The 25,234-nt window shown below is 48.6% G+C and carries 19 protein-coding genes and 2 pseudogenes; 17 read left to right on the forward strand and 4 right to left on the reverse strand.

All coding sequences use genetic code 11. The features are described 5' to 3' along the window. Positions 1-106 precede the first annotated feature (106 nt). The 7 genes and pseudogenes from ACUTVW_RS13390 (at position 107) to ACUTVW_RS13420 (ending at position 10,399) form a co-directional block, all read left to right on the forward strand. A complete protein-coding gene (locus ACUTVW_RS13390; RefSeq protein ID WP_445646259.1) occupies positions 107-3,220 on the forward strand; it encodes an ATP-binding protein in 3,114 nt (1,037 codons plus the stop codon). A 106-nt stretch (positions 3,221-3,326) separates the two neighbouring features. Further along, the gene (locus ACUTVW_RS13395; protein ID WP_445646260.1) at positions 3,327-4,490 is read left to right on the forward strand and encodes a response regulator; all 1,164 of its coding nucleotides are present in this window, start codon (positions 3,327-3,329) and stop codon (positions 4,488-4,490) included. Between the two features lie 24 nt (positions 4,491-4,514). Next, positions 4,515-5,870 (forward strand): cryptochrome/photolyase family protein, encoded by a 1,356-nt coding sequence (locus ACUTVW_RS13400; RefSeq protein ID WP_445646261.1) that lies wholly within the window; start codon positions 4,515-4,517, stop codon positions 5,868-5,870. 311 nt (positions 5,871-6,181) lie between these two features. Next, positions 6,182-7,357: an acyltransferase gene (locus tag ACUTVW_RS13405; protein WP_445646262.1), complete on the forward strand. Its 1,176-nt coding sequence runs from the start codon at positions 6,182-6,184 to the stop codon at positions 7,355-7,357. A gap of 215 nt (positions 7,358-7,572) precedes the next feature. Beyond that, a complete protein-coding gene (locus tag ACUTVW_RS13410; protein ID WP_445646263.1) occupies positions 7,573-7,722 on the forward strand; it encodes a hypothetical protein in 150 nt (49 codons plus the stop codon). A 1,136-nt stretch (positions 7,723-8,858) separates the two neighbouring features. Continuing rightward, positions 8,859-9,296 (forward strand): annotated as a pseudogene (locus ACUTVW_RS13415) (HNH endonuclease); the annotation flags it as partial. 446 nt (positions 9,297-9,742) lie between these two features. Beyond that, positions 9,743-10,399 carry a TVP38/TMEM64 family protein gene (locus tag ACUTVW_RS13420; RefSeq protein WP_445646264.1) on the forward strand — a complete coding sequence of 219 codons (657 nt, stop codon included), beginning with the start codon at positions 9,743-9,745 and terminating at the stop codon, positions 10,397-10,399. A 41-nt stretch (positions 10,400-10,440) separates the two neighbouring features. Here ACUTVW_RS13420 and ACUTVW_RS13425 read toward each other — a convergent pair whose 3' ends face one another. Next, on the reverse strand, positions 10,441-10,968 hold the full coding sequence (locus tag ACUTVW_RS13425) for a cupin domain-containing protein (RefSeq protein WP_445646265.1): 528 nt from the start codon (positions 10,966-10,968) through the stop codon (positions 10,441-10,443). A gap of 152 nt (positions 10,969-11,120) precedes the next feature. Between ACUTVW_RS13425 and ACUTVW_RS13430 the strand changes: the two genes are divergently transcribed. Further along, positions 11,121-12,122, forward strand: coding sequence for an NAD-dependent epimerase/dehydratase family protein (locus ACUTVW_RS13430; RefSeq protein ID WP_445646266.1), 1,002 nt, complete (start codon positions 11,121-11,123; stop codon positions 12,120-12,122). Between the two features lie 171 nt (positions 12,123-12,293). Here ACUTVW_RS13430 and ACUTVW_RS13435 read toward each other — a convergent pair whose 3' ends face one another. Next, complete coding sequence (locus ACUTVW_RS13435; RefSeq protein ID WP_090921556.1) at positions 12,294-12,470, reverse strand: CsbD family protein; 177 nt, start codon at positions 12,468-12,470, stop codon at positions 12,294-12,296. Positions 12,471-13,154: 684 nt separating this feature from the next. Here ACUTVW_RS13435 and ACUTVW_RS13440 point away from each other — a divergent pair. From ACUTVW_RS13440 to ACUTVW_RS13480, 9 genes are all read left to right on the forward strand, one after another. Further along, entirely contained in the window at positions 13,155-13,592 is a 438-nt protein-coding gene (locus tag ACUTVW_RS13440) for a DUF1641 domain-containing protein (protein ID WP_445646267.1), read from the forward strand. Positions 13,593-13,616: 24 nt separating this feature from the next. Beyond that, on the forward strand, positions 13,617-14,798 hold the full coding sequence (locus ACUTVW_RS13445) for an NAD(P)/FAD-dependent oxidoreductase (protein ID WP_145333676.1): 1,182 nt from the start codon (positions 13,617-13,619) through the stop codon (positions 14,796-14,798). A gap of 291 nt (positions 14,799-15,089) precedes the next feature. Further along, positions 15,090-15,734 carry an SDR family oxidoreductase gene (locus tag ACUTVW_RS13450; RefSeq protein WP_445646268.1) on the forward strand — a complete coding sequence of 215 codons (645 nt, stop codon included), beginning with the start codon at positions 15,090-15,092 and terminating at the stop codon, positions 15,732-15,734. A 53-nt stretch (positions 15,735-15,787) separates the two neighbouring features. Then, on the forward strand, positions 15,788-16,540 hold the full coding sequence (locus ACUTVW_RS13455; protein WP_445646269.1) for a response regulator transcription factor: 753 nt from the start codon (positions 15,788-15,790) through the stop codon (positions 16,538-16,540). Further along, positions 16,537-17,922 (forward strand): sensor histidine kinase, encoded by a 1,386-nt coding sequence (locus ACUTVW_RS13460; RefSeq protein ID WP_445646270.1) that lies wholly within the window; start codon positions 16,537-16,539, stop codon positions 17,920-17,922. Before ACUTVW_RS13455 ends, ACUTVW_RS13460 begins: the two co-directional genes overlap by 4 nt. 185 nt (positions 17,923-18,107) lie before the next feature. Continuing rightward, complete coding sequence (locus ACUTVW_RS13465) at positions 18,108-18,944, forward strand: PepSY domain-containing protein (protein WP_445646271.1); 837 nt, start codon at positions 18,108-18,110, stop codon at positions 18,942-18,944. 136 nt (positions 18,945-19,080) lie between these two features. Next, positions 19,081-19,734, forward strand: a complete 654-nt coding sequence (locus tag ACUTVW_RS13470; protein ID WP_445646272.1) for a PepSY domain-containing protein — start codon at positions 19,081-19,083, stop codon at positions 19,732-19,734. Positions 19,735-20,086: 352 nt separating this feature from the next. After that, positions 20,087-20,833 carry an ABC transporter ATP-binding protein gene (locus ACUTVW_RS13475; RefSeq protein WP_445646273.1) on the forward strand — a complete coding sequence of 249 codons (747 nt, stop codon included), beginning with the start codon at positions 20,087-20,089 and terminating at the stop codon, positions 20,831-20,833. A 1-nt stretch (position 20,834) separates the two neighbouring features. After that, a complete protein-coding gene (locus ACUTVW_RS13480; protein ID WP_445646274.1) occupies positions 20,835-22,502 on the forward strand; it encodes a hypothetical protein in 1,668 nt (555 codons plus the stop codon). A gap of 1,103 nt (positions 22,503-23,605) precedes the next feature. Here the strand turns inward: ACUTVW_RS13480 and ACUTVW_RS13485 are convergent. Both ACUTVW_RS13485 and ACUTVW_RS13490 read right to left on the reverse strand, forming a co-directional pair. After that, entirely contained in the window at positions 23,606-24,415 is an 810-nt protein-coding gene (locus ACUTVW_RS13485) for a Glu/Leu/Phe/Val dehydrogenase family protein (RefSeq protein ID WP_445646410.1), read from the reverse strand. A gap of 381 nt (positions 24,416-24,796) precedes the next feature. After that, positions 24,797-25,045 (reverse strand): annotated as a pseudogene (locus ACUTVW_RS13490) (Glu/Leu/Phe/Val dehydrogenase dimerization domain-containing protein); the annotation flags it as partial. Positions 25,046-25,234 lie beyond the last annotated feature (189 nt).

Here is a 25,234-nt window from a genome sequence, read left to right on the forward strand (position 1 = left end):
CATGAACTATTTCCGTGAGCCCCGGAAACGTGTAACATGGATATATAGGAATAAATCGACAAAAAGTGATATCTCTCGCTGCTTTGAGGATGGAAGGAATACATAGATGAGAAAACACTGGATCATGCTGACGCTAAGTTTTATATGCGTTGTTTTGCTTCCGCTAGGATGGATCGCCCAGACATGGATCAGTGAGCGGAACAATCCGCAGGTGACCAATGGGCATATAGATTTGCGTCAATGGGATTTCAGCGAAGAAGGTGCGGCCTCACTGAATGGAACCTGGGATTTTTACCCTAGCGAGCTGTTAGGGCCGGAAGACTTTAGAGCCGATTTGTCAGGACGAAGGCTGCTTCCGAATTCGCAGACTATTAAGGTTCCGTCAAAATGGAATACATCGTTGGGACAGGCTCAAGGATATGGGACGTATCACTTGCGAGTGAAGTTAACCCCCCGGCAGATGAAAAATCGCTACGGCATTCATACCCAGAATATACGCATGTCTCATCGTATTTTTATTAACGGAAATCTCATAGGTGGTATGGGTTCTCCTGGGGCAACTGAGGATTCTGACCGTCAGATGAATCTGCCGTTTACAGGATTCACGTCCATTGATGGCGATACAGCTGACATCATCATTCAAGTAACCAATTACAGCTATGCTTCGGGAGGAATTGTTGCACCCGTTCTATTCGGAGATGAGGGTAGTATTCTTCGAAGTCAACAGCTGGACTGGCTTAAGGATCTCCTGACCTTGATTGGTTTTATTCTACCCGCTGTTTTTTTCCTGGTGTTGTTCAGGCTACGGCGTAGTGAGAAAGAGCTTCAATTTCTAGGGCTGTTTAGTCTCTCGGGGGCATTGTATGCTCTCACGCATGGAGAGAAGCTGCTAGCTACAATTGTTCCGCTGCTGACGCACGATATGCTGCTTCGTCTGCAGCTCCTAAGCGGAGCGTTCTCTTATTATTTCTTGCTTCGGTATCTGTCTGTATTAGTGCCGGGGGCAGTGCATGGTTGGTTTGTGCGTCTCGGTCTGATTTTACTTATTATTCAATCGCTTATAGGCATTACTTTGCCACCCCAGTTATTTTCGACTTTTGAACTGCCAATGCTGCTCATCTCCTTCACTGTGTTGATCTATGCCATACGAACGATGATTCATTGGTCGCGCAAACAGACAAACGACAGCCACTTTGCACTTGTTGGTCTAATGAGCATTATCATGGTTGTTGTGTTATTCACGATTGGTGCATTCGTGGCGGTAGATACTGCCTTTCTCGCACTGCTTGAGCTTCTGTTATTTGTACTCCTTCAGATGGTCGTTACGGCCGTTCGGTTTGCGCAGTCTTTCCTTGAAGTGGAAGCTCTGTCGGAGCGTCTGCTGGTAATCGATAGCCTCAAGGATGAATTCATGGCGAATACCTCACATGAACTGAGGACACCGCTTCATGGCATCATTAACATTGCTGAGTCCATGCTGGAGGGAGCAGCTGGAGCTGTCACTCCAAAACAAGCCAAAAACCTGTCCATGATCACCGCTACAGGCAAACGTTTGTCACTGCTAGTGAATGATATTCTGGACTTCTCCAAACTGAAAAATAGTGAGATTGAATTAAAGCGCGTTCCTGTTGATCTGGAGTCAGTTGCCAGAACAGTGGTTGAGGTCTCGGGTTTTACGTTCGAGGACAAGCCGATCTTACTCATCCAGCAATGGCCAGATGCATTGCCGCTGGTAGAAGCTGACGAGGATCGGCTTCGGCAGATTCTCTATAATTTGCTGGGTAACGCTTACAAGTTCACAGAGCATGGCGAAATAAGGCTTTACGCTTCCGTTGAAGGCGAGATGGTCAAGGTATCTGTTGCGGATACTGGTGTGGGCATCGCACCGGAGAGGCTGGAAGATATTTTTCAATCCTATGAGCAAAGCAATGGAACCACGGAAAGGGCTTATGAGGGAACTGGACTGGGCCTCAGTATCACGAAGAAACTGGTCGAGCTGGGTGAAGGTGAAATCTGGGTCGAATCAGAGCCGGGTGAAGGATCCACGTTTCATTTTACGTTGCCTATAGTGAAATTACCGCTGCTACAAGAACAGGCCATTCCCGCTCCGGCCCGTTATGTGACAGCGCAAGGTAAAAAGACGAAGGGGTATGTTGCTGAGGATTTGCAAGACGCAAGTCCATTGCATGAGCTGGATGAGAAGCTTGCCGGGGAACCAACGATTCTGATTGTAGATGATGACCCTGTGAATCGGCATGTACTCTTGAACCTGCTATCCACCGAACGTTACCGGGTACTTGCAGCAGATAGCGGCTTCAAAGCGATAGAGCTGTACGAACAAAACCCGACCATCGATCTGGTCATTACGGACTGGATGATGCCCAAAATGTCCGGCCCTGAACTCTGTCGCAAGTTGCGAGAGCAGCGTTCGTTGTCAGAACTTCCTATTCTGATGCTGACTGCTCGTGGATTACCCGAAGATATCCGGCACGGCTTTCAAGCGGGAGCGAATGACTTTTTGAGTAAACCGGTAGATGCAGGTGAATTGCGAGCACGGGTTCGAACCTTGATTGAGCTGCGCACTTCGGTACAGGACACCATTCGGACGGAGATGGCCTTTCTTCAGGCGCAGATTAAACCCCATTTTCTCTATAATGCATTGAATGTAATTATTGCAACTTGTGCGGTGAACCCGGATAAGGCAACAGATCTGCTCATTGAATTGAGTCATTATTTGCGAGGCAGCTTTGACTTTCAGAATAGAGAACAACTGGTGCCTTTGTATAAAGAGCTCGAATTGGTGGAGTCCTACGTTCATCTGGAACAGGCTAGGTTTGAAGACAGACTCATCGTCAAGTATGAAGTACAGCCAGATATTCGGGTGTTTCTGCCTCCTCTCACGATTCAACCGCTTGTGGAGAATGCTATTCGTCACGGGGTCATGGAGAGAGCGGCAGGCGGTACAGTGCGACTTCATATTTTTCAGGATACGGATGATGTCATCGTTCGGGTACAGGATGATGGTGTGGGTATTCCTCCTGACCGGATGGCTCAGGTGAAATCAGGGCGTACCGAAGGGCCTGGAGGGGTAGGGCTGCAAAATATCAATCGTCGCCTCATGTCGCTTTATGGACATGGATTGGAGATCCAGAGTCATGTAGGAAGTGGTACACAGATCCAATTTCACATCCCGCTGAACCAGGTTCATCATTTTACATGAGACATGAGTTAAAGCGGATGGGGTAATTATGGTTAACAACCGAATTAGCGGATGCCGATATAGTGGGTGTCCATATTAAATCTCTCATGGCAGGAGGTTGAGAACAGTGAGAGCCATTGTAATTGATGACGAGAAGCCGGCGCAGATGCACCTGCAGCGCCTGCTGCAATCGGACGGAAGAATTACGCCTGTGCAATGTTTTTCAACAGCGCAAGATGGTCTTCATTTTTTGGCAAGTGATCGTGTAGATGTTGTATTTCTGGACATTGGCATGCCGGAGGTTAATGGCCTGGAAGCCGCTGAATATATACAGCAGCTGGATCCGAGCATTCGGATTATATTTGTAACCGCGTATGCGGACCATGCAGTGGAGGCATTCGAGCTTCATGCTCTGGATTATGTGTTGAAGCCGGTCAGCTCGGCTCGACTGAGCAAAACCATTGATCGGATTGCAGGAGCAATGTCTTTTCATGCACAGGTTGCTGCTACAATTGAGGTACAGGAATCGGAACCTGAAGCCGAGGCAATAGAATTCAAAGCGCCGGGACTTCTAACCTTCAAACATCTGGACATCTTCAGAAGTCTGGAGCAGAGTGCCGAGAAACATAAATGGCGAACGACCAAGTCGCAGGAATTATTTGCTTTTCTGTTTCATCACCGCGGAGAGTGGGTAAGCAAGGAGATTCTGCTTGATAAGCTCTGGGCAGATGTATCCCAGGACAAAGGATTGACGCTTCTGCATACATCTGTGTATCAGATCCGCAAGTTATTGAAGGAATGGAGCATGACGGGCAAGCTAGAGTACAATATGAACCGTTATCGTCTGTTGACCGGTAATCTGGTGAGTGACATTGAACAGTTTGAGCAAGCGATGTCCTATGAAGCCGTCAATTCCGATAATGTGCAGGATCTAAGACAGATCTACATGCTCTACCGAGGCGATTATTTGGAAGAGCATGATTATGATTGGGCAAGATCCAAGGGAAGAGAACTCAGGCGTAAGTATACGGGGCTTGTCATGGATATTGCCACATGGGAAATGAACCATGGGCGGGGCGGGCAAGCGATTGAGCTATTGATGCAATTGCAGGAACGCGAGCCTTATTCGGAAGAAATCTGCAGATTAATGATGGAAGTATATGCCTCCATGGATGACCAGCAAGGCATATTGCGACTCTATCATTCATTTACATTAATCCTGAAGGAGGATCTGGGTCATCAGCCAGAGCCTGAAACGAGCAAGTTATATCAAAGTCTGACCAAACCTTAGTTGTTCAGGCGGGATGGAGGACGCGTGAAATTATTTATACATCGTAAAGATCTGCGTACAGATGATCTGAACGCATTCGATTATTTGCGGGAGCAGGAAGAAGAGAGCCTGCATGTGTTGATCTACGACCCATTCCTGTTGCGGCAAGGAAGGGAGAAAGAACACAGTGGTGTGAATTTCCTTAAACATGCTGCGGCACTGGACAAGAAGTATCAGGTGGCGAAACGGCAGTTGCATGTAGCTTATGGCAAACCAGCCGAAGTGGTGGAATGGCTACTGCGACATATGAAAGGTGAGATCAGTGAGATTGTCGTTCATCGGGATATGACGCCTTACGCGATGGAACGGGATCGAGAGATACGTAAAATCTGCGAAGCCCATGAGACTCCATTTACCCTGCTGACCGATCACCTGCTGATGGACCTGAAGGCCTTTGCCCATTTTACAGGCAAGTCGGAACCCTATAAAGTATTCGCGGCCTTCCACCGGCGCTGGGTTGAATTCATGAACGAACATCCTAACCCGGCATCAGCAACAACCATCGCAGATGTGAATGTGAGTGAACGAGATGTGGATTGGCCGAAGGAGATGAAGGTTCCACCTTCTTTGCTGGAGAGTTCTGACGAATCAGGAGATCAGGAAGATCCGCATAAATTGCTTGATCGTTTTCTGTCGGAGCGAGTGGCGGATTACGGGGATCATCGGGATGAGTTTGAGGCCTATGAGCCGAGCCATCTTAGCTCGTATGTAGCTGTGGGAGCTGTATCCATTCGCAAGATGTACGATGCTGCGCGGCATATCTCAGAAGCTGGAGAGTGGATCAGGCAGCTGTGCTTCCGCGATTTCTACTTGTACAGGGCAGTTTATGAGGCACATTATTTTACGTATGAAAAAGTGTATGATCTTTCTGCTCTTCAGGATACTCACTTTGAGCGTTGGTGCAGAGCAGAGACAGGTATCCCTATTATCGATGCAGCGATGACAGAGCTGAACGAGACAGGGCATATGCCTAATCGGCTCCGTATTCTTACCGCAATGTTCCTGACCAAAAACCTTCAGTGCCCATTCACGCTCGGTGAGGCGTATTTCAGACGAAAATTGAAAGATTATGATAATATCCAGAATCGCGGAAACTGGCTATGGTGCGCATCACTAGGAGAGAATGCTGCGCCGTATTTCCGTGTGAACAATCCCGTGACGCAGTCGGAGAAGTACGATCCTGAAGGGGACTATATTCGCAAGTGGCTACCTGAGTTGAAAGACTTGCACAGCAAAGATATTCATCAGCCAGGCAAGGATGCCATCGTAGACCTGAAGACCTCCAGACAGGCGGCTATTGACGTGTATAAGCAGATTTTGGCGAGCCGGGAGAAGAACTAATCTCGTTGTGCCCTTTATGGTTTATGCCCGGTGCAACAGAAATTCTATGATCGGGAAACGGATTTCAAGATTTAATCGCTATCAAAAGAAATAAAATTTGGATTAATTGCTAAAAGATATTAGGCCGCGTCATAGCGGTCTTTTTGGCTTACAAAATCATGGGAAAAATGTGAGAAAAACTTAAAAGTTAGGAAAATCTTAAGAAATTGGGCTACACATGTTAAGCAATATGCTTTTTAATAGATAGAGAGCTTAATGGACTAAGTCATATTTAACATATTGACGAATACATAAAGGAGAACCTCTATAACATGAATCAAACACTGAAGAGAGAACGAATCCCGGAGTTAAATCTCGTACGGGCGATGGCGATTATCGGTGTGCTTTTCGTACATTCTACATCCAATGCTATGCTGGAAATGACAAATTCCAATTATTACTGGATGTACAACTTTATTAATATTTTTATGAAATATGGTACGCCGACCTTTATTTTTTTGAGCAGTTTCGTGCTGTTCTATAACTACTACACCCGTCCGCTGGACAAGAAACTGGTCAGTAATTTCTACAAGAAGCGCTTTGTTTATATTCTACTGCCCTACTTCCTGTTTTCAATTATGTATTTTGTTGTACTGCATAACATGTACTATCAAGGGCGTCCGTTCGATGTTTCGATGATTACTTTCATAGAGAGGCTGTTTACGGGAAAAGCCTACACACATCTGTATTTTGTGTTTATCAACATGCAATTTTATCTGATTTTCCCACTGGTGCTGTGGCTACTGAAGAAGTATCCTTCTGTTGTAAAATGGTCTATCCCAATCGGTCTGCTTATTCAATGGGCCTTCATCATCAGCAACAAATATGGATTTCAGGTACCCAACAAAGGAAGCTGGGCCTTCTCTTACTTCTCCTATTTTATGTTAGGTGCTTTCATGGGTGTGTACTTCCCACAGATCAAGCAATGGTTCGTCATTAGCCGGGCGAATGCAACCAAAGTGCGCATAACTTCATGGGTTTTGCTGTGGGTGGTGTGGCTTACGGCGGGATTGGCTCATGTGTATATTTATTATTTGCTGCGGTTGAAAATTGCTACATACAACACGTTATGGTACGAGCTCTTCTGGAATGTACATACCTTCGCTTGTGCACTTGTCATTATCCAGATTGCTTATTGGCTATACCACAATGGCCCTGCGCTGATCGTCAAACCGCTAAACCGGCTTGGGGCATTATCCTTTGGTATTTATCTGATTCATCCGTTTTTCCTGTTATTTTATCGTGAACATCCACCGCAGACCGGGGTATCCTGGGTCATTCATCTGTGGTACGCCAGTGGATTTGGTATCGCACTCCTGGCTTCATGGTTTGTGGTTGGGCTTGCAGCAAGATTCTTGCCCCATGCGTGGATTATCTTTGGTAATCTGCCCAAACCGAAACCGCGTTTGGTACCACAACAAAATTCGGGGCAAGTGGATGTCCGCTAGAAGCGAGGCAACGTATGTTTTGCCATTAGCCGTTCTCAGGATCAGCCTCAGGTTGAGCCGGGGACGGTTTTTATTGTTATGAATCGTCCGATACCGATGGATATTTCTGTATGTTTACGTGGGAACGAATGTTTCTTTTTCTGAATTCAAGGGTAATCATAAGGCGGAACGGTAATATACAGTAAACTTAGAGGACAGGATCAAGGTGATCATACATGACTAGATGTGAACAATGCGGGAAACCGATGCAGGATATATTGGAATATGTAGAGCACATTCTCCGTGAATGCAGTGAACAGACACCCGAGTATACCTCTGAAGAATACAAGGCTTATGGCTATGAGGGTGTTCACGAGCAGATGTGATACAATAGAAAGAAACCGGATTCATTCGGAACCGAGGTGACAACATGGAGACGGGATCAGCCCCTTTCCGCGAAGGGAAGACAGAGCATGAAACGCGACAAACCAAGACGTGTATGTATTGCGGAGAGCGGAGGCCTGCGTCTGATTTTCGGCGCAGAACCGGGAAACGTGCGGGTTCCGGGGCCAGACGTGGAGCCTGCCGCCGTTGTCGTCAGCTCGGTGTACGAGAACGTCATAACGGTGATATGCGAGTGCCACAGGCAACTGGGGGTACACCGCTTGAGCATCGTCATGATGGAAGGGAGAGGAATTCTGAGAAAGACAAGCCTCCATCTCCGGTAAAGAATGAACGGGAACAGAACGTGCGTGTTTCGTCGCAGTCGCAGCAGCCGACCGGAGGGAATGAACAGGGCGGGGATTTGGGAAGACATGTGGATCCACATGTCTTGGCAAGCCCGGCACTCTCTGAGGCCGGAGCTGCGTCTTCGGATCAGACGGTAAAGGATGCAGCGATTTCTTCGGTCAGTGCTTCCGCCAGTACGAAGAAGAAGAGACGGAGACGGCGGAAAAGAAAGCCGTCAGAGATGCTGAATGCTCATGCCTCTGCCGAGGCAGAGAGCGAGGGTAATCCATCCACCGATCCGAATACGGTGGATGGGGCACCGGGCGGGGAGCATCCGCCCGGGGATGTGCATTCGCCAGGCGTTGCTGCTGCGAATGGCAAGGGCAGTGCACAGCGGGCGCGCAAGCGAGCTGCCGCTGTAGTGCCGGCCGTCGTGCAGGCATCGACGGCCCAAGCGCAGCTGCCGGCTATGCCGCAAGGCCCGGCAGCTGCGCCAGCGCCTGTGGCTGCGGATCAGCCGCCCGCAGCCCGGCGCAAACGCAAGCGGCGCCGCAAGCGTGCGGCCGCGCTCGCGCCCGGCGCAGGGCAGGCCCGCAGCGGAGCTGCTGAGGCCCCTGCGCCGGAGCCAAGCCAAGCCCGCGGCGAGGCCAGCGCGGGCACGGCACATGCGGCGGCTAAGGCACAGCCAGCCGCCGCAGGGCGAGAGCCATCTCATGCCAGCCGCAGCCACGGGGCTGGCATGGATGGCCGTCCGCGGCGTTATCACGCGCCGCCGGCAGCGATTGACCCGGAAGATCCGGCTTCGCTCCGGACCAATCGGCAGGGCATGGTGCGCATGCGCGGCAAAACGGACAAAGGACGCCGCTGGCATCAGGAAGTGGACATGGAACTTGCGGTTACGCTGGTAAAAGAGAAAGCCGCCGTTGTGGTTAATCGGTATACCATTCGCCGATTGTTCAGCAACAAGGATTTCAAGCGGTTTATTCTGGATCGTGATAAGTATACGTGTTACTTCTGCGGCTCCTATGGAGATACGATTGATCATCTGCTACCACGGGCGAAAGGTGGACATACTACACCACTCAATTGTGTCTGTGCCTGCAATCTGTGTAACCAGTCCAAAGCAGCGATGGATGCGGAAGAGTTCATTCGTTCGGGTATTCCTGAGTGGAATGCAGCCCATCAGGCGGAACTGCTTGAGCTTGAGTTACAGGAAACTGGACTGGAATAAGCATTAGGTAGGTTATGCTGCTGAATTTAGAAGATCCAGGGGCTCTTATATGTAAGCACACCAAGATGAATGATCGGGGTGTGCTTTTTTGGTTCGTTTGTTTCGATACCCGAATATTTCCATCCAAATAATTTCTTCAAATTGACAACGATGCTACACCTCAATGTACGTTATACTTGGAGGGCGACAGCTACATCCCTCCAACATGTTTAGTGGAATGAGGTTATGCGCGCTGACCGTCACACGAGGGAACACAAACTATACGCATGAAAACAACGAGTTGTATATTGTCTTGCATGTATAGGAGACAGAGTAGCACCGAGTGGAGTGACTTAATTCATTTCTTAAGGTGTACGTACTTCAACAAACTGTACTTCAGCGTTGTTTTAACGAATGAAATAAATGAATTATAGATTGAATAGATTGAATAGATTGGATGGATGCGGATGACACCAGCAGCGCTTGATATTATGTCATATATCACGGAAGAAAATATTCGATTCTGGCTGGAGAAGTTCCGTTCTCTCGGGCCATTGCCGGGCATTTTGCTTACGTTTATGAAGTCTTTTGTACCGCCGCTTCCAACGTTATTAATTGTGGGGGTTAATGGGGCAGTGTATGGGCTATGGGCTGGTTTCTTGTACTCCTGGATCGGCATGGTTCTTGGCTGTACCGTGACATTTCTGATTGTAAGAGAGATCGGGAAGTCTGCTTTTGTGGAAAAATGGGCACGCAAACCGCGTGTGCAGCGGAGTATGGTATGGATTCGCAGAAACGCGTTCAGTTATGTATTCCTGCTTAGCATTTTCCCAGTAGGGCCATTTGTTATTATTAATGTGGCAGCGGGCATCGCCCGAATGCGATTGTTGTCCTTCTTGCTCGCAGTTGGGTTGGGTAAAGGGATTATGATTTTCTCTGTAACGTATATTGGCTCGAACGTAGAGCAGTTTCTGGAACACCCCGTACGCTGGATTGGCGTAGTATTATTCATTGCGGTATCCCTGTGGGCAAGCCGAAAATTGGAGCGTCACTTTACCCGGTTCAACCCGGACCAAGATGAACAACACTCATTGCATTCGTCTTCAAAGTCGATTTCTTCATAAATAGTCTGTCAGCTTCAGCGTGTACTTCAAAAGTTTGCGTTTCAACGATTATGATTGAGCCAAAGCTCGGTTAAAGGACCACCTTTTCCATACACCGGGTCTGTCTCCGGTAGCGGAACTGCTTGAATCTCCTGCAACACCTGAGGCCGCTCGCTTTGTTTGCCTGTACGGGTGTTGTAGCTCATACCTCCGGGATAAGCTCCGGCGATCCGAAAATCGGGACTGGCCTCCAGACGTTTATGGCCGGTTCCGGCAGGCAGCACAACAACATCCCCGCTCTCCAGATACACCTTCTGTCCCTTCTCACCGCCTAAGATCAACTGCACAAATCCGCTAATTACGGCAAGGACCTCGTGTGAATTGCTGTGATAATGATGATAATCAAACACACCATTGACCCAGCTATTGCCCCAGCCATTCCGGTTTAAGTTAAATTCAGCCCGGGCAGGTTCAGTCTGCCAGACTCCTTTGTACAGAAGCACTGGCAGATTCGGATGATTTGGCATGACTCCGTCGTCTTTAAAATACATGTGCTGAATATCGCTGAACTCCTGCTTTGGATCACACATTTTGATTCACCTCTTTCCATATATTAACCTTTCAGGGAATGGACAAACAAAAAAACATTGCAAAATGATACAAAGTGTATCATTTTTGAGTTATACTCGATACAGACACTCTCTTTCAACGGCCGATGTATATAACGATAGGGGGAAAATGTGTGAACATCGTGGTCACAGGAGCTTCTGGATTCGTCGGATTTAATCTTTCACAGTTTTTGGCGCAAAAAGGTCATCAGGTCACCCTGCTGGATCAGGATGACTATTGTCAGAGGCTTGTGTACCGCTCTCCGCTACATGATATGCCTTTCATCAAGTGTAACCTCGCTAGAGACAACATTCATCTGCCACACAACACAGATTCCATCATTCATCTCGCCGCCATGCCTCATGTCGATTATTCATACCATCAACCCGCAGAGGTATTCCGCAATAACACCCTCAGTACACAGGCCATCTTGCAGTATGCATCCGAGCATGATATCCCTTTTTTACTCGCTTCATCCGTAGAAGTGTACGGCGGTGAATGGGGCCGAGTATATAACGAGTCAGACCCTTACGCACCAGTCTCCCCTTATTCTGCCTCGAAAGTAGCCTGCGAGACACTCGCTCAATCCTATGCTCGATGTTATCAACTTCCGGTGAAAATTTTCCGTTTGACGAATCTGTACGGACCATGGCAACTGCCGGATCGCATTATTCCGCGAAACTTCGGGCGGATGCTGGATGGGCTGCCACTGGATATTCAGGGGTCAGCAGTACGTGATTTTCTGTATATTGATGATGCACTGAGAGCGATTGAGCAGATGATGATTCATGGCGAAGATGGACAGACCTATAACATTTCTACCGGAATTGGAACAACGATGCAGGAGATTGGGATGCTGATTGAGCCGCTGGATCGATCCGGAGCTGCGAAGGAGATACGAGAACAGGAGCCTACGCAATCCAGAGGATCAAGCTTGGTTGTTCACTCCGGCAAGTTACGTGCGGCGTTTGGCTGGTATCCGCAAACTACGCTGGAGCAGGGGCTTGAACAGACATTCCGCTGGTATCAGGAGCATACCGATTGGGTCAGACTGTTCAGCAAGGAATATCATACCATGCGTGAAAGCCGTAACTTTATCATTGATATGGCACGGTATTCGGTACCAGTGATGTAGAAAACAAAAAAAGCCAAGGAAGGGTGATTATTCAACACCTTCCTTGGCTTTTTTGTGCCTCCGTCATGAAGTTCAGAACTTCATACTTCGACGGTTAGGCTGGTTCAATACTCTTTAGCGATCTTCTAGCAAGATGCGTAGAAATTCGCCGAGTATGCAAACCTGATTGCATTATTCGTGATGTTTTTTCACATCGGCTACTTTATCTTGAACGGCCCCTTTGGCCTTATCCATTTTACCCTCAGCCTGAAGGGACTTATTGTTCGTTGCGTTACCAATCTGATCCTTCACTTCGCCTTTAGCCTTATTAATGCCTGCTTTGATTTTATCGCCAGTTGAATTACTCATATCGAACATCTCCTTCGTTGTCTGGTGTAGTCCTTATTAACCGGGCTGAGGATAATTTAAACGTTCACGTTCTTGGGCGGCATTTTTGCATTCTCATCCAAAGATGTTCATACTTGAATATGAAAGATGTTTACACTGTGAGAATAAGGGCGGGGCTGTCGCTGCATACTAACCAAAGTGACCAAATTCGTTGCATGAACAATAAATTTTTGGAAATCCATTCCTGAAAAAACGTTCACCATGCACTTTCATATGTGCTTTTCGTACATATGGTTCGTTGTGATCATGTCTTAATACCACATATGGTAGCTTGTGACGTGTGGGAAAGATAAATGACCATTCGTGATAAGCTTGCACGGCTTGACAAAAAAATCGATTTTGTTACAATGTTCACAATATCTTCACAAGTGTAAAAAATTTCTTTTTCATGTTCATGTGTAAGAGGTGTAATATAAGGGTATAGAGTTCGGTTTCGGCCTGCTTGTCGTTTTGTGCGTCAACATGTGTTGTCCGCAATAAGACCCAACATACCATGCATACGTGAGAGTGGTCTTTGGCTGCTCTTATCCTAATGTGTGAAATTTGGTACATTTAGTGTATTGATGTATTTGTGGTTCGGCTCTGCTTGACAGGCATCATGAAAGTCGCGGACTTCTATCCCAAAGTAAAGGAGGACTTTCTCTTATGTCACAATCGCCTACTCAACAAGAGGTGCCAGTAACAGAAGGCGCTGAGCGCCAGTCCCTGGATGTACTGGATCAACTGATGAAGCCTGAGGTACAGGAGTCTTTAACTGTATTGGTGGAGAACCTGCCTAAATTGGCTGAAATGGTTACTGTAATGACGAAAGCTTATGACTTCGCACAAGGTATCGCTACAGACAAAGTTCTGATCAGCGACACAATGAGTGCAATGGGCGAGTTCGCTAAGCCTGTTGTAGACAAAGCTAAAGGTGTAGCTTCTGCTGCCATCGAAGCTAACGACCGTGCACAAACAGAGCAGTCTTCAGTCGGCTTGTTCGCTATGCTGAAAATGCTCAAAGATCCAAACGTACAACAATCGCTTCGTTTTGCTCAATCTTTCTTGAGCATCCTGAACGAGCGTCAACAACCGAAACGTTAAGACTTAGAAGAACGGAGGATGGATATGTCGAAGCAAATTTTGATCTTGGGTGGAGGATACGGCGGTCTGTTGACTGCGCTGACTGCGCGTCAATACTTGACTCCGGAAGAAGCGACAATTACTGTCGTGAACCGTTACCCTACACACCAAATTATTACGGAACTGCACCGTCTTGCAGCAGGCAGCATTTCTGAGCAAGCTGTTGCTCTCCCGCTTGAAAAGTTGCTGCGCGGTAAAGATGTGAACCTGAAAATCGATACGGTGGATACAATCAAACCGGACGAGAAAAAAGTTCTCATGACTAGCGGCTCCACATACTCTTACGATGCGCTCGTTGTTGCTCTGGGTAGCGAAACAGCTTACTTCGGAATTCCTGGACTGCAGGAATACAGCTTCACGCTGAAATCCGTTAGTGATGCAAACCGTATTCGTGCACATGTTGAAGCACGTCTGGATGCATACAAACAATCCGGCAACAAAGCAGACGCTACGTTTGTTATTGGTGGCGGCGGTTTGACAGGTATCGAGCTTGTCGGCGAATTCGTTGACCTTCTTCCAGGTGTATGTAAAGAGAAAGGTATCGATTTCAACGATATCTCCCTCTACACGGTTGAAGCAGGTCCTTCCATCCTGGCTGGTTTCCCGCCAGAGCTGGTTGATCGTGCGAAATCCAGTCTCGAGAAACGCGGCGTAAACTTCATTGTTGGCGTAGCGATTACCGAGATGAAAGAAAATGAAGTTATGCTGAAAGACGGCAGCTCCATCCCTACGAACACACTGGTATGGACAGGTGGCGTACAAGGTAATGCCGTTGTTGCTAACAGCGGAATTGAAGTGGATCGCGGCCGTGCGAAAGTAACGGAAGTTCTGCAATCCACATCCCACAAAGATGTATTTGTTGCTGGTGACAGCGCAGTAGTCTTCCCTAGCGAAGGCGCTCGTCCGTATCCTCCAACAGCACAACTGGCTTGGCAAATGGGTGAAACCATTGGTCACAACCTGGGCGTAATGTTCAAAGGTGGCGCAATGGAATCCTTCTCGCCAATCTTCTCCGGTACGCTGGGAAGTCTGGGTCGTAAAGATGCTGTCGGCATGATCGGTGGCAACCAGACTCGCCTGAAAGGTCTGCCTGCAACCATGATGAAAGAAGCAAGTAACATCCGTTACCTGTCCCACATCCATGGCTTGTTCGCACTGGCTTATTAATCTATAGCACTAACGTTAAAGGGCGCCCATCGGGCGTCCTTTTTTGCTATGCACTTTTGGACATGAACCTGCTTGAGTTGAAACTAATTGAGACGAGACACTTAACGGTATGAATATGGAGCGTTATACAGATATTAAACGGAACGATAGACACTGTCCGCGCTTAAAAGCACCCGCTTTCGTTTAAAAGATAGGATGGGGAGTGATTAAAAATTTTATAAAAGATCAACAACATAACAGGCATGGAGTGATTAAATCGCTCTCTTGCGTACCCTGAGAGGAGAATGAACAATGAATGTACTGGTGATTGGAGCAAACGGACAGATTGGTAAACACTTGGTAGAACAGCTGGCGCAGGAAGGCAAACATCAGGTCACAGCCATGATTCGCAAGCCGGAGCAGGCAGGCGCCTTGAAGGAACTTGGTGCACAGGTTGTCATGGGCGATCTGGAGGGTACGGTGGATGAGCTGGCCGAAGCGATGAAAGATCAGAATGCCATTGTGTTTACAGCAGGTTCCGGTGGTTCGACGGGTCCAGACAAAACATTGCTTATCGACCTGGACGGTGCGGTGAAAACGATGGAGGCCGCAGAGAAACAAGGTATTTCCAGATATGTTCTGGTTAGTGCCTATGGTGCAGATCAGCGCAGTAAATGGCCGGAGGAGATTAAACCGTATTATGTCGCAAAGCATTTTGCGGATCGGGCCTTGTTTGCCAGTAATCTGAACTATACGATTATCCGTCCCGGAGGTCTGAAAAACGAACCGGGCACCGGCAAAGTGACTGTAGGAACTGAGCTGAAACCGGGTAGCATTGCTCGTGAAGATGTGGCACGTGTCATCGCTGCCTCTTTACAGGAAGAGAAGACCTATCGGATGGCCTTTGATCTGGTGGCTGGAGACCACTCCGTTTCCGATGCTTTGGGCAAATTGTGAGCAGATGTTGTAAAATGACGGGAGAATGATATGACGGGTGAGGGGGAATCAGCATGAATGAAGCTGTGCTGGTCATTGAAGATGAGCCCAAAATTGCACGACTGCTTGAACTTGAATTGCAGTACGAAGGATATCAGGTCACAAAGGCAGGCAGTGGGACGGAAGGGCTGGAAAAGTACAGCGAAGGACAATGGGATCTGATTCTATTGGACATCATGCTGCCGGGCCTGAGTGGTATTGAGGTTTTGCGGCGGATTCGGGCGAGAGATGCCGTAGTGCCGATCCTGATGCTGACAGCCAAGGATTCGGTGGAGGACAAGGTATCCGGCCTGGATTTGGGTGCCAATGACTATATCACCAAACCGTTTCAGATTGAGGAGCTGCTGGCACGAGTCCGGGCAGCATTGCGTCTTGCCGCGGCTGTTTCTGCAAGGACAGCGGCTCATACTTTGGAGCAGGAAGCAGAGCAGGGGACGGCGGGTCAGTTACATGAAACGCAGGAGGAATGGTTGACTGCTGCGGATTTGAAGCTGAATGAAGGAACACGTGAAGTGTTTCGGGATGGACAGGCTATCGAGCTTACCCCGCGTGAGTTTGACCTGCTGGTATATTTGCTGCGTAATCAGCGTCAGGTGCTTAACAGGGATCAGATCGTACAATCCGTGTGGGGATACGATTATTATGGCGATACCAATGTGGTGGACGTGTATATCCGTTATGTGCGCAAGAAGGTGGATAACGGATTCACACCACCCTTAATACATACCGTAAGGGGCGTAGGATACGTCCTGAAGGAGCAAACATGAGCTTGCGCAGTAAAATCTACGGATACTCGTCGGTTCTATTTGCCGTGCTGTTAATTGCAGTGAATCTGTCTGTATATCTCGTCTTTGAGCGAGTATCCATTAATAATGAGATCAGACGGGTGGAAGCCGAGGCGGATTCGATCGTCACAGGGGTACGGCAGTCAGCCGGCTCCATCCCGCCAGATGATCTGCTCCGGGCTTATGCGCCCGTGAATGGCATGCTACGCATTGTGCATGAAGATGGAAGCAGTTCTCCAGTAACCACAACGGGAGCATCCGAACAACTCAGCAAGTTGTCTTTTCAATATGAGAATGAGAGAAAGGCAGAATATACCCATGTGGATCAGGTCGGATATGTGTGGGTATCCATGCCATTAATCTGGCCGGACGGAGAAGTGGTAAACCTGCAGGTAACTCAGAGTGTGGGTGAAACAGAGAATGGACTTGCCACCCTGCGTACGGTATTAGTAATCGTGACCATTGTTGCCCTGATTCCTGCCGTGATATCCAGCCGAATTTTGGCAAATCGCATGACAAGACCGATCCAGCAAATGACACGTACAATGAGTGATATTCAAGCGAGTGGACAGTTCAAGCGACTTCCGCTAGAGGCAAAATCAAAAGATGAACTGAACACAATGGGACAGACGTTTAATCGCATGATGGATCTGCTGGAATCCAACTTTGAACGACAGGAGCGTTTTGTCTCGGATGCATCACATGAGCTGAAAACACCCCTGACCATCATTGAGAGTTACGCCAGTTTGCTTCGGCGCCGGGGTAAGCAGCGGCCAGAAGTCTTTGATGAAGCTGTGGAAGCGATTCTGTCTGAATCGGTACGCATGCGTGAGATGACCGAGCAGCTGTTGTTGCTGGCCAAGCAGCCTGAGCAATGGAATGTACAGCTGGAACGTGTAGATATTACGAAGCTGGCTACGGATTCCACACGTGCATTCCGCGAAGCGTACCACCGGGAAGTGCGGTGCTACGCTCCAGGCCCGATCTGGGCGATCAGCGATGAGAGCAAGCTGAGGCAGTTGGTGTTTATTTTGCTGGATAATGCGCGGAAATATAGTGAAGATGCCATTGAAGTCAGGCTGGAGGCGCAGGGCGAGAGCTGCCGGATACGAATCGTGGATAAGGGTATCGGTATGCGGGAGGAGGATCTGGCGAAGGTGTTCGACCGTTTCTACCAGGCGGATGTCTCCAGAACACGAAGCGGCAGTGCCGGGGGGTCCGGACTTGGATTGTCCCTTGCCAAAGAACTGGCAGGCGCCGTGGGAGCACAGATTGAACTTTCCAGTACCGAGGGTGTGGGTACGGAGGCTTGTATTATTTTGCCGCGATCCAGATCCGAAAGCCCAGACAGCACGCTCTCATGAAATTCTCATTCTTCTCTTCTATACTGGATGGAACGATATAAATGAACTGAAAAGTTCACACAGAACACTCCAATGACAGAATAACCAGGATGGTGTTTTGACCAGCGTTGTTGGATTCCTTTTTTCAGGGGTGAGGATCTGGATATATAAGGTGAAAGTGTGGGAGAAGGTGAGGGGGAATGCATATGACAGAGCAGGAACAACGGCCTGAAATGATACGAAGTGAACATAAACATAAGCATGGGCGTGAAAATAAAAATACAGACAGAAGTAATGTAGGTAAAGGGTCGCGAAAGTTACTGTGGTGGGGAGCTGGAACGCTGGCTCTCGTGCTCCTCGCCGTATTGATATGGTGGAAACCGTGGGTACCTGCCCGTCAGCAGTTATCCGCCGATGCAGCAGCACAATCTGTGCTGAATCAATATCCGGGGGAGATCATTCATTCCACCCTTAAAGATGGTACGTATCTGATGCAGCTTCGTTCGGAGACAGGTCTATACGATGTGCAGGTCGATGCGTTTACGGCAGCCGTCCAATCGATCAAACGTCTGGAAGCAAGTCCGCAGGCTGAAGAGAAGACGTTGTGGAGCCGTGAGCAGATGAAGTCGGAGCTACTGAAGCAAAGAGCCGGGGAGACGCTTGTGTCGCTGGAGTTAGTTGAACAGCAGGGCAGCCCTGTGTACACCGCAGTAGTGAAAGCCAAGGACAACAGCCGTCAAGAACTGACGATTGATCCGTATACAGGCGGGATTCTTTCCTCCAAAGCGATTAAGGTACCGCCTGCATCCGGCGGTGGAGGTACGGAGAAAGCGCCGCAGTTTCTAAGTGAGAAACAGGCCAAGCAGAAAGCACTTGCAAGGGTTCCTGGCGAGGTGGATGATGTGGAGCTGCGCGGTACGAACAGTGGCAATCCATACTACCTGGTTGAAATCGATCTGGAAGACGGACGGGAGGCCACGGTGCAGGTGAATGCAATCTCGGGTGCTATCCGTTCGGTAACTTGGGATAAGGACGATGATTAAAAGATGCTCGGGATAACTACGATTGAAGTTTATTTTCTCATCAAATTCTAATCTTTCTCTCGCTGAACTCTCATTCGTCAAGGTTATCCTATATATGTAGACGAGAACGAGAACATTAACGAGGAGATGAATGATGATGATGAACAAACATAAACTATGGATTGGTAGCTTGTCCGCAGCGGTGCTGCTTGGCGGATCCGCCGTTGCAGCCAGCGGCAATATCAATGGACAAGCTGCACCGCAAATACAATCTGGAACAACGCAGTCCGCACCAGCATCAGTGACACAGTCCACGAGTGCAAATCAGAACAACACAGGTAAGCTGCTGACAGCAGCACAAGCCAAATCCATAGCGCTAAAAGCAGTGGAAGGCAAAGTGGATGATGTGGATCTGGAGCGCAGAAACGGCCAAACGTTCTATGAAGTTGAGATCGACAGAAAAGGTAACCCGGATGTGACGGTTAGGTTGGATGCGTACACGGGCAAGGTTTTGGCGGTGATCAATGATGACGACCACGATGACGACGATGATTATCGTAATAATGGAACAGCTAACTCTTCGAGTGCGTCTGCTTCCAATCAGGTTAAACTGACGGTTGCGCAAGCTTCCAACATTGCACTGAAACAAGTGACCGGTGGGAAAGTAACGAAAGTTGAACTGGATCGTGATAACGGCCGCTATGTCTATGAGATTGAACTGAGAACTGCTCAGGGTGAAGCAGATGTTGATATCGATGCGAATACAGGTAAGGTGTTGTCGTTTGACCAGGATTTTGACGATGAGGATTGATGGGTAGCATCCATATCATACTAGTCCGAAACAGTGTGCCTAGGCTACAAAGCTTAAGTCTGATGCATCAGGCAGGGAAGACGCTTCGAATGAAGCGTCTTTTTTGTATAGCTAAGGAAACAGTCTACATGGGCTACATTGCGAGTAATTGTAGCAACATTTCGTTGCTTGTACTAATGACGTTCGAGAATGATGAGTCTCCAAGGCTACATAGGAAGTTGAATCCAAACTGTGGTAAACTAGTAGAATTGTAGAAAATAGGTGAGAGAAGGAGCTGGATAACGAAGTGGCTTTAGAACAAATAGTTTCCAAAACGACTAGAGAACAAGTACTGTCAATTGAAGGCTTACGTATGAGATATAACGGGCGATATGTGTTGAACGGCATCGACCTGGATGTGAGTAGAGGTGAGATGATTGGATATATCGGACCGAACGGAGCCGGGAAAAGTACAACGGTGAAGATCTTGCTCGGGTTGGTAGAGGGTTATCTAGGAACAGTTCGTATTTTTGGACAGGATATCTCCAATGGCGATGTGGAATATAAGCGTAGAATCGGTTATGTGCCAGAAGTGGCGGAACTATATGAACAATTAACTCCGGCGGAATATTTAACGTTTACCGGAGAGTTATATGGCTTGTCCTATGAAGATGCGGATTATAAAGCAAAGCTGCTGATGGATTGTTTTGGACTGGAAAAATCATATCACTCGCGCATTGCCTCCTTCTCCAAAGGGATGCGTCAGAAAGTGCTGCTGATCTCGGCACTGCTGCATGATCCTGATCTGTTGTTCCTGGATGAACCGCTCAGCGGACTGGATGCGAACAGTGTGATGGTGGTGAAAGAGATTTTGTCGCAGCTGTCAGCGAAAGGCACAACCATCTTCTATTCGTCACACATTATGGATGTGGTGGAGAAGATCAGTAGCCGGATTGTTCTGATTGCCGAGGGTCGTGTGGTGGCAGATGGGACGTTCAAACAGCTTCAGCAGCAATCAATGGAAGGGTCGTTGGAGGAAGTATTCAACCAATTGACTGGCTTTAATGAACATAAGGCGATTGCTGAGCGCTTTGTGTCGATTGTGCAGGAGGTGAACTGACATGGCGGAATCCTCCGATTTTCGTACGCTCCAAATTCTGGATCGTTTTCGGCCGATTATTACCAAAATGGGGGCTGATTATGATGTGCTACGCCTCATTTTACGGGTGAAGTTCCAGATGGATCAGCGCAGAGTACCTACGATTATGTCCTCAAGGACAAAGAGTAAGGAGAGCAACGAGGGTAACCAGTATGTTCGCTCTCTCTGGCTGTATGCCTTGATGGGAGCCATCATGATTCCCTTTGTCGTCTGGAATACAGGCCAATTCATGCTTCAGATGGGCATCCTGTTTGGCGTGCTTATGTTTATGATTATGACATCGATGATTTCGGATTTTTCATCGGTGCTTCTGGACATCCGGGATCGTAACATTATATTGACCAAACCGGTCAATGCACGAACCGTAGGTATGGCTCGGGCTATCCATGCAGGGGTCTATCTGGTATTGCTGACGGGTTCGGTGACGGCTGCGCCACTAATTGCCGGTTTGGTTACCCATGGGATTGGTTTCTTCCTGATCTTTCTTTTACAGATTATTCTGATCAGTATGCTGATTCTGGTGACCACATCCCTCATCTACCTGTTCATGATGAAGTTTCTGGATGGAGAGAAGCTGAAAGACATGATCAATATGGTGCAGATTCTGCTTTCGGTGGGCATCGCAGTTGGATATCAGTTTGTCATTCGTTCCTTCGATATTATTGATTTTAAAGTAGCTTTTACGCCCGAATGGTGGCAGTTGCTGTTACCTCCGCTATGGTACGCTGCTGCATACGAATGGTTATTCGCAGGTCATGGCGGGGTGTGGATCTATACGTTAACTGCGCTTGCTGTTGTTGTTCCGGTGATATGCCTAATCGTATACGTGAAGCTTATGCCTTCTTTCGAGCTGTATCTGGAAAAGATGGCTCACTCCGGCCAGACATCCAGTCGCCGCCGGGGCAAATGGGACCGGATGGCTGCCAAGCTGTTCAGCCGTTCTGCAGAGGAGCAGGCCTGCTTCCGCCTGTCAGCCAGCATGATGCGCAATGAGCGGGAGTTTAAGCTTAAAGTATATCCTTCGCTAGGCTTTGCCTTAGTGATGCCTTATATCTTCTGGTATACCGCTTTACAATCATCGACCTGGGCGGAATTCAGGCAAAGTTCATTTATGTACACCTTATACATTATGCTGGTACTTTTGGTAACCATCATAATCATGCTGAAATATTCCGGCCAATACAAGGCATCATGGATCTTTCGTGCGGCGCCAATGGCTAATGAAAATGTATTATATCGAGGAGCCTTGAAGGCATTCCTCAGCAACATATTCATCCCCGTATTTCTGTTGAATGCGATAGTGTTCACATGGACATTCGGACTGCGAATTTTGCCGGATATCGCGGTTATTTTGCTCACCGCTACGGCGCTGATCCCGGTATCCAGCAAGTTTATGCTACAAAAGCCGCCGTTCTCGCAATCATTCAGTGTGGCCCAGCAAAGTGAAGGCTGGTATATTTTCGCTGCTTTACCTGTGTTCGCTTTACTGTGGGGGGCTCATGTCTTTTTCCGTTCCTTCTCCGGAGGAGTCTGGATATACGGTGCAATCTTGATTCTAGCTAATGTGCTGCTGTGGACGCTGTTGTATCGGGTGAAGAAACCAGTGGTTCAACCGTCTGCGGTGGTTTGAGTTGAAAGCTTCTTGGGAACAGCCCAGAGTTTTTAATTGGATGAACTGGAATTGGCTCCAGTATAACTCTTGCAGTAACTTTATGTAGTAAGTATATAAGTAGTAACTCTATTTAATAATTCTATGTGGTAGGTACTATGTAATGAGTCTACGTAGTAACTCTATGCGGTAAATACTATGCAATAAGTCTACGTAATAACTTTATGCAGTAAGTGCAATGTAATAACTCTATTTAGTAACTCTATGTAATGACTTTATGCAAAAAGTATAATGTGATATCTCTATGCAGTAGCCCTACTCAGTAACTCTACGCTTGTATGATGTAAGTAAACTTTTAATTTAGCCCCGTGTGCAACTTGCAATACCAGCACGTAGGGCTTTGTTTCATCGCAAGAGTGGTCAGCAAGGGAGAGATGCGAAGGGGTGGAGTAGGAGAGAGGGGAGTTCAGAATGAACGAATGAATGAAATGGAAAGTGAATGAAGTAAGATGAACCAAGTGCAATAAGTAACCCAAAGTGCAGTAGAATCCAAAGAAAGTGATTAGATAGGAAAGTAATCCGAGTGAGTAACTCAAGTGCAGTAGGTAGGGATAGGTAACCAGAGTAAGTAACTCAAGTGCAGTAGGTAGTGAGAGGTAAACAGAATAAGTAACTCAAGTGCAGTAGATAGTGAGAGGTAAACAAAATAAGTAACTCAAGTGCAGTAGGTAGGGATAGGTAACCAGAGTAAGCAGTAAGTACTCAAAGTGAGTCTGTATTCTAACGATCTCAGATGAGCTTATTTGGACGAAAAGTGGCTCTCATGAATTCTAACGATCACCAGGAACCTTATTTCTGCACAAGAGGGTGTTTTAGCCCGAGAAAGAGCTGGTTTTTGCAAAATAGCGTCTCTGGTGATCGTTAGCTTGGGGAAGCATGCAAAATGGGGCAAATAAGCTTTCCTGAGATCGTTAGAGTGTTGGGACAAGTAATGTAGGTGTGAATGTAACTGTAGATGTGGATATGGGTGAAGGACTTTTAAAAAAGAGCTCTGCAAGACTCCGAATGAAAAGGTTGAAACAGTACTAGCTCGATCATTGAAAAAAGAGCTGCTTCAACCTCATTTATTGGGTCTGGTCGGTCTGGCCAGATCGCAGAATGGCCTCGGCTAGACGATCCGCTGCATCTGCTGTAGAGATTCCAGAGCGCGCAGCTTCTGCGTATACCTTGCTCAGCGTGCCTGCAATCCCCGCCACTTTCTGGCGGATCAGGTCAGGCCCGGCGCCTTGCAGTTCGCAGGCGGTGCTGATAATGCCGCCTGCGCTCAGCACGTAGTCAGGCGCGTACAGGATGCCGCGCGCCTGCATGCGGCCAACAACCAGCTGACGTTCACTCAGCTGGTTGTTGGCCGCCCCGGCGACAATGGAGCAGCGAAGCTCCTCCACAGTCGCCGGGGTCAACACGCCCCCTAGGGCACAGGGGGCGAACACCCTGCAGTCAGCGGCGTGAATACGGGCCGGGTCGGCCGAGATGGCGCCGCTGAACTGCACAAGGGCACGTTGTACACGTTCCGGTACAACGTCTGCCACGATCAGCCGTGCCCCGGCTGCATGCAGGTAACGGCACAGGGCATGCCCGACCTTGCCCAGTCCCTGGACGGCAACGGAGATGCCCTGCAGATCGGCTGTGCCCAGATGGCGCAGTGAGGTGACAATGCCGGTGTACACGCCGTAGGCGGTCATGTCGGCAGTGAAGTCATCCTGTGCGCCAAGCGAACCTGTGGTATCCGTCACATATGCCGTCTCCATCCGGATCTGGTCCATGTCTGCCGCCGTAGTACCCAGATCCAGACCTGTCACGAAGCGACCGTTTAGTCGCTCCAGACAGCTACCCAATGCCCGGAAACGCAGCGCACGCAGTGCTTCACCCTTCACAGAGCCCGCCCGCCCCGCGCCAAGCGTGCCACTCTTCGCAGAGCCCGCCCGCCCCGCGCCAAGCGTGCCACTCTTCGCAGAGCCCGCCCGCCCCGCGCCAAGCGTGTCACTCTTCGCAGAGTCCGCCCGCCCCGCGCTAAGCGTGCCACCCTTCGCAGAGCCCGCCCGCCCCGCGCCAAGCGTGTCACTCTTCGCAGAGTCTGCCCGCCCCGCGCCAAGCGTGTCACTCTTCGCAGAGCCCGCCCGCCCCGCGCCAAGCGTGTCACCCTTCGCAGAACCCGCCCGCCCCGCGCCAAGCGTGCTACTCTTCGCAGAGTCCGCCAGCAACCTGCCGTCTCGTTCCCCCGTCACCGTCTGCTTTATCGTGCCACCGACATCCCAGACCACTGCTTTACCGCCGCCATAAGGCAGGCCTGCCATGGCATTTTTGTAGGTCATGCCCTGGGCTAGCTTTACCGCGTCTCGGATCGCTTCTTCTTCGGATGCATAGGCCCAGCAGCGGCATCCACCCAACGCTGGGCCTAGAGCAGTATTGTGAATGGCAATGATTGCTTTAAGTCCGCTGGAGGGATCGTGGCAAAATATAAGCTCTTCCATGCCTTCTTGCTCCATTTCTCGCCATATGCGCATGGTGCACTCCTCCTTTGATGTTCATTCCGTTCTTCGTACGAACAGGTAACCCTATTCCCAATAAGACCTGCATTCCGTCCAAATTTCACTTCTGAACAAGTCTGTCGACAGCTTCGTAAGAATAAGGGCTCACCCTATATCCCGTGTGGTTAATACAGTATATTCATGCCTTGGCTTTTACGCCCCTGG

The organism is Paenibacillus sp. TSA_86.1 (genome assembly GCF_052691815.1).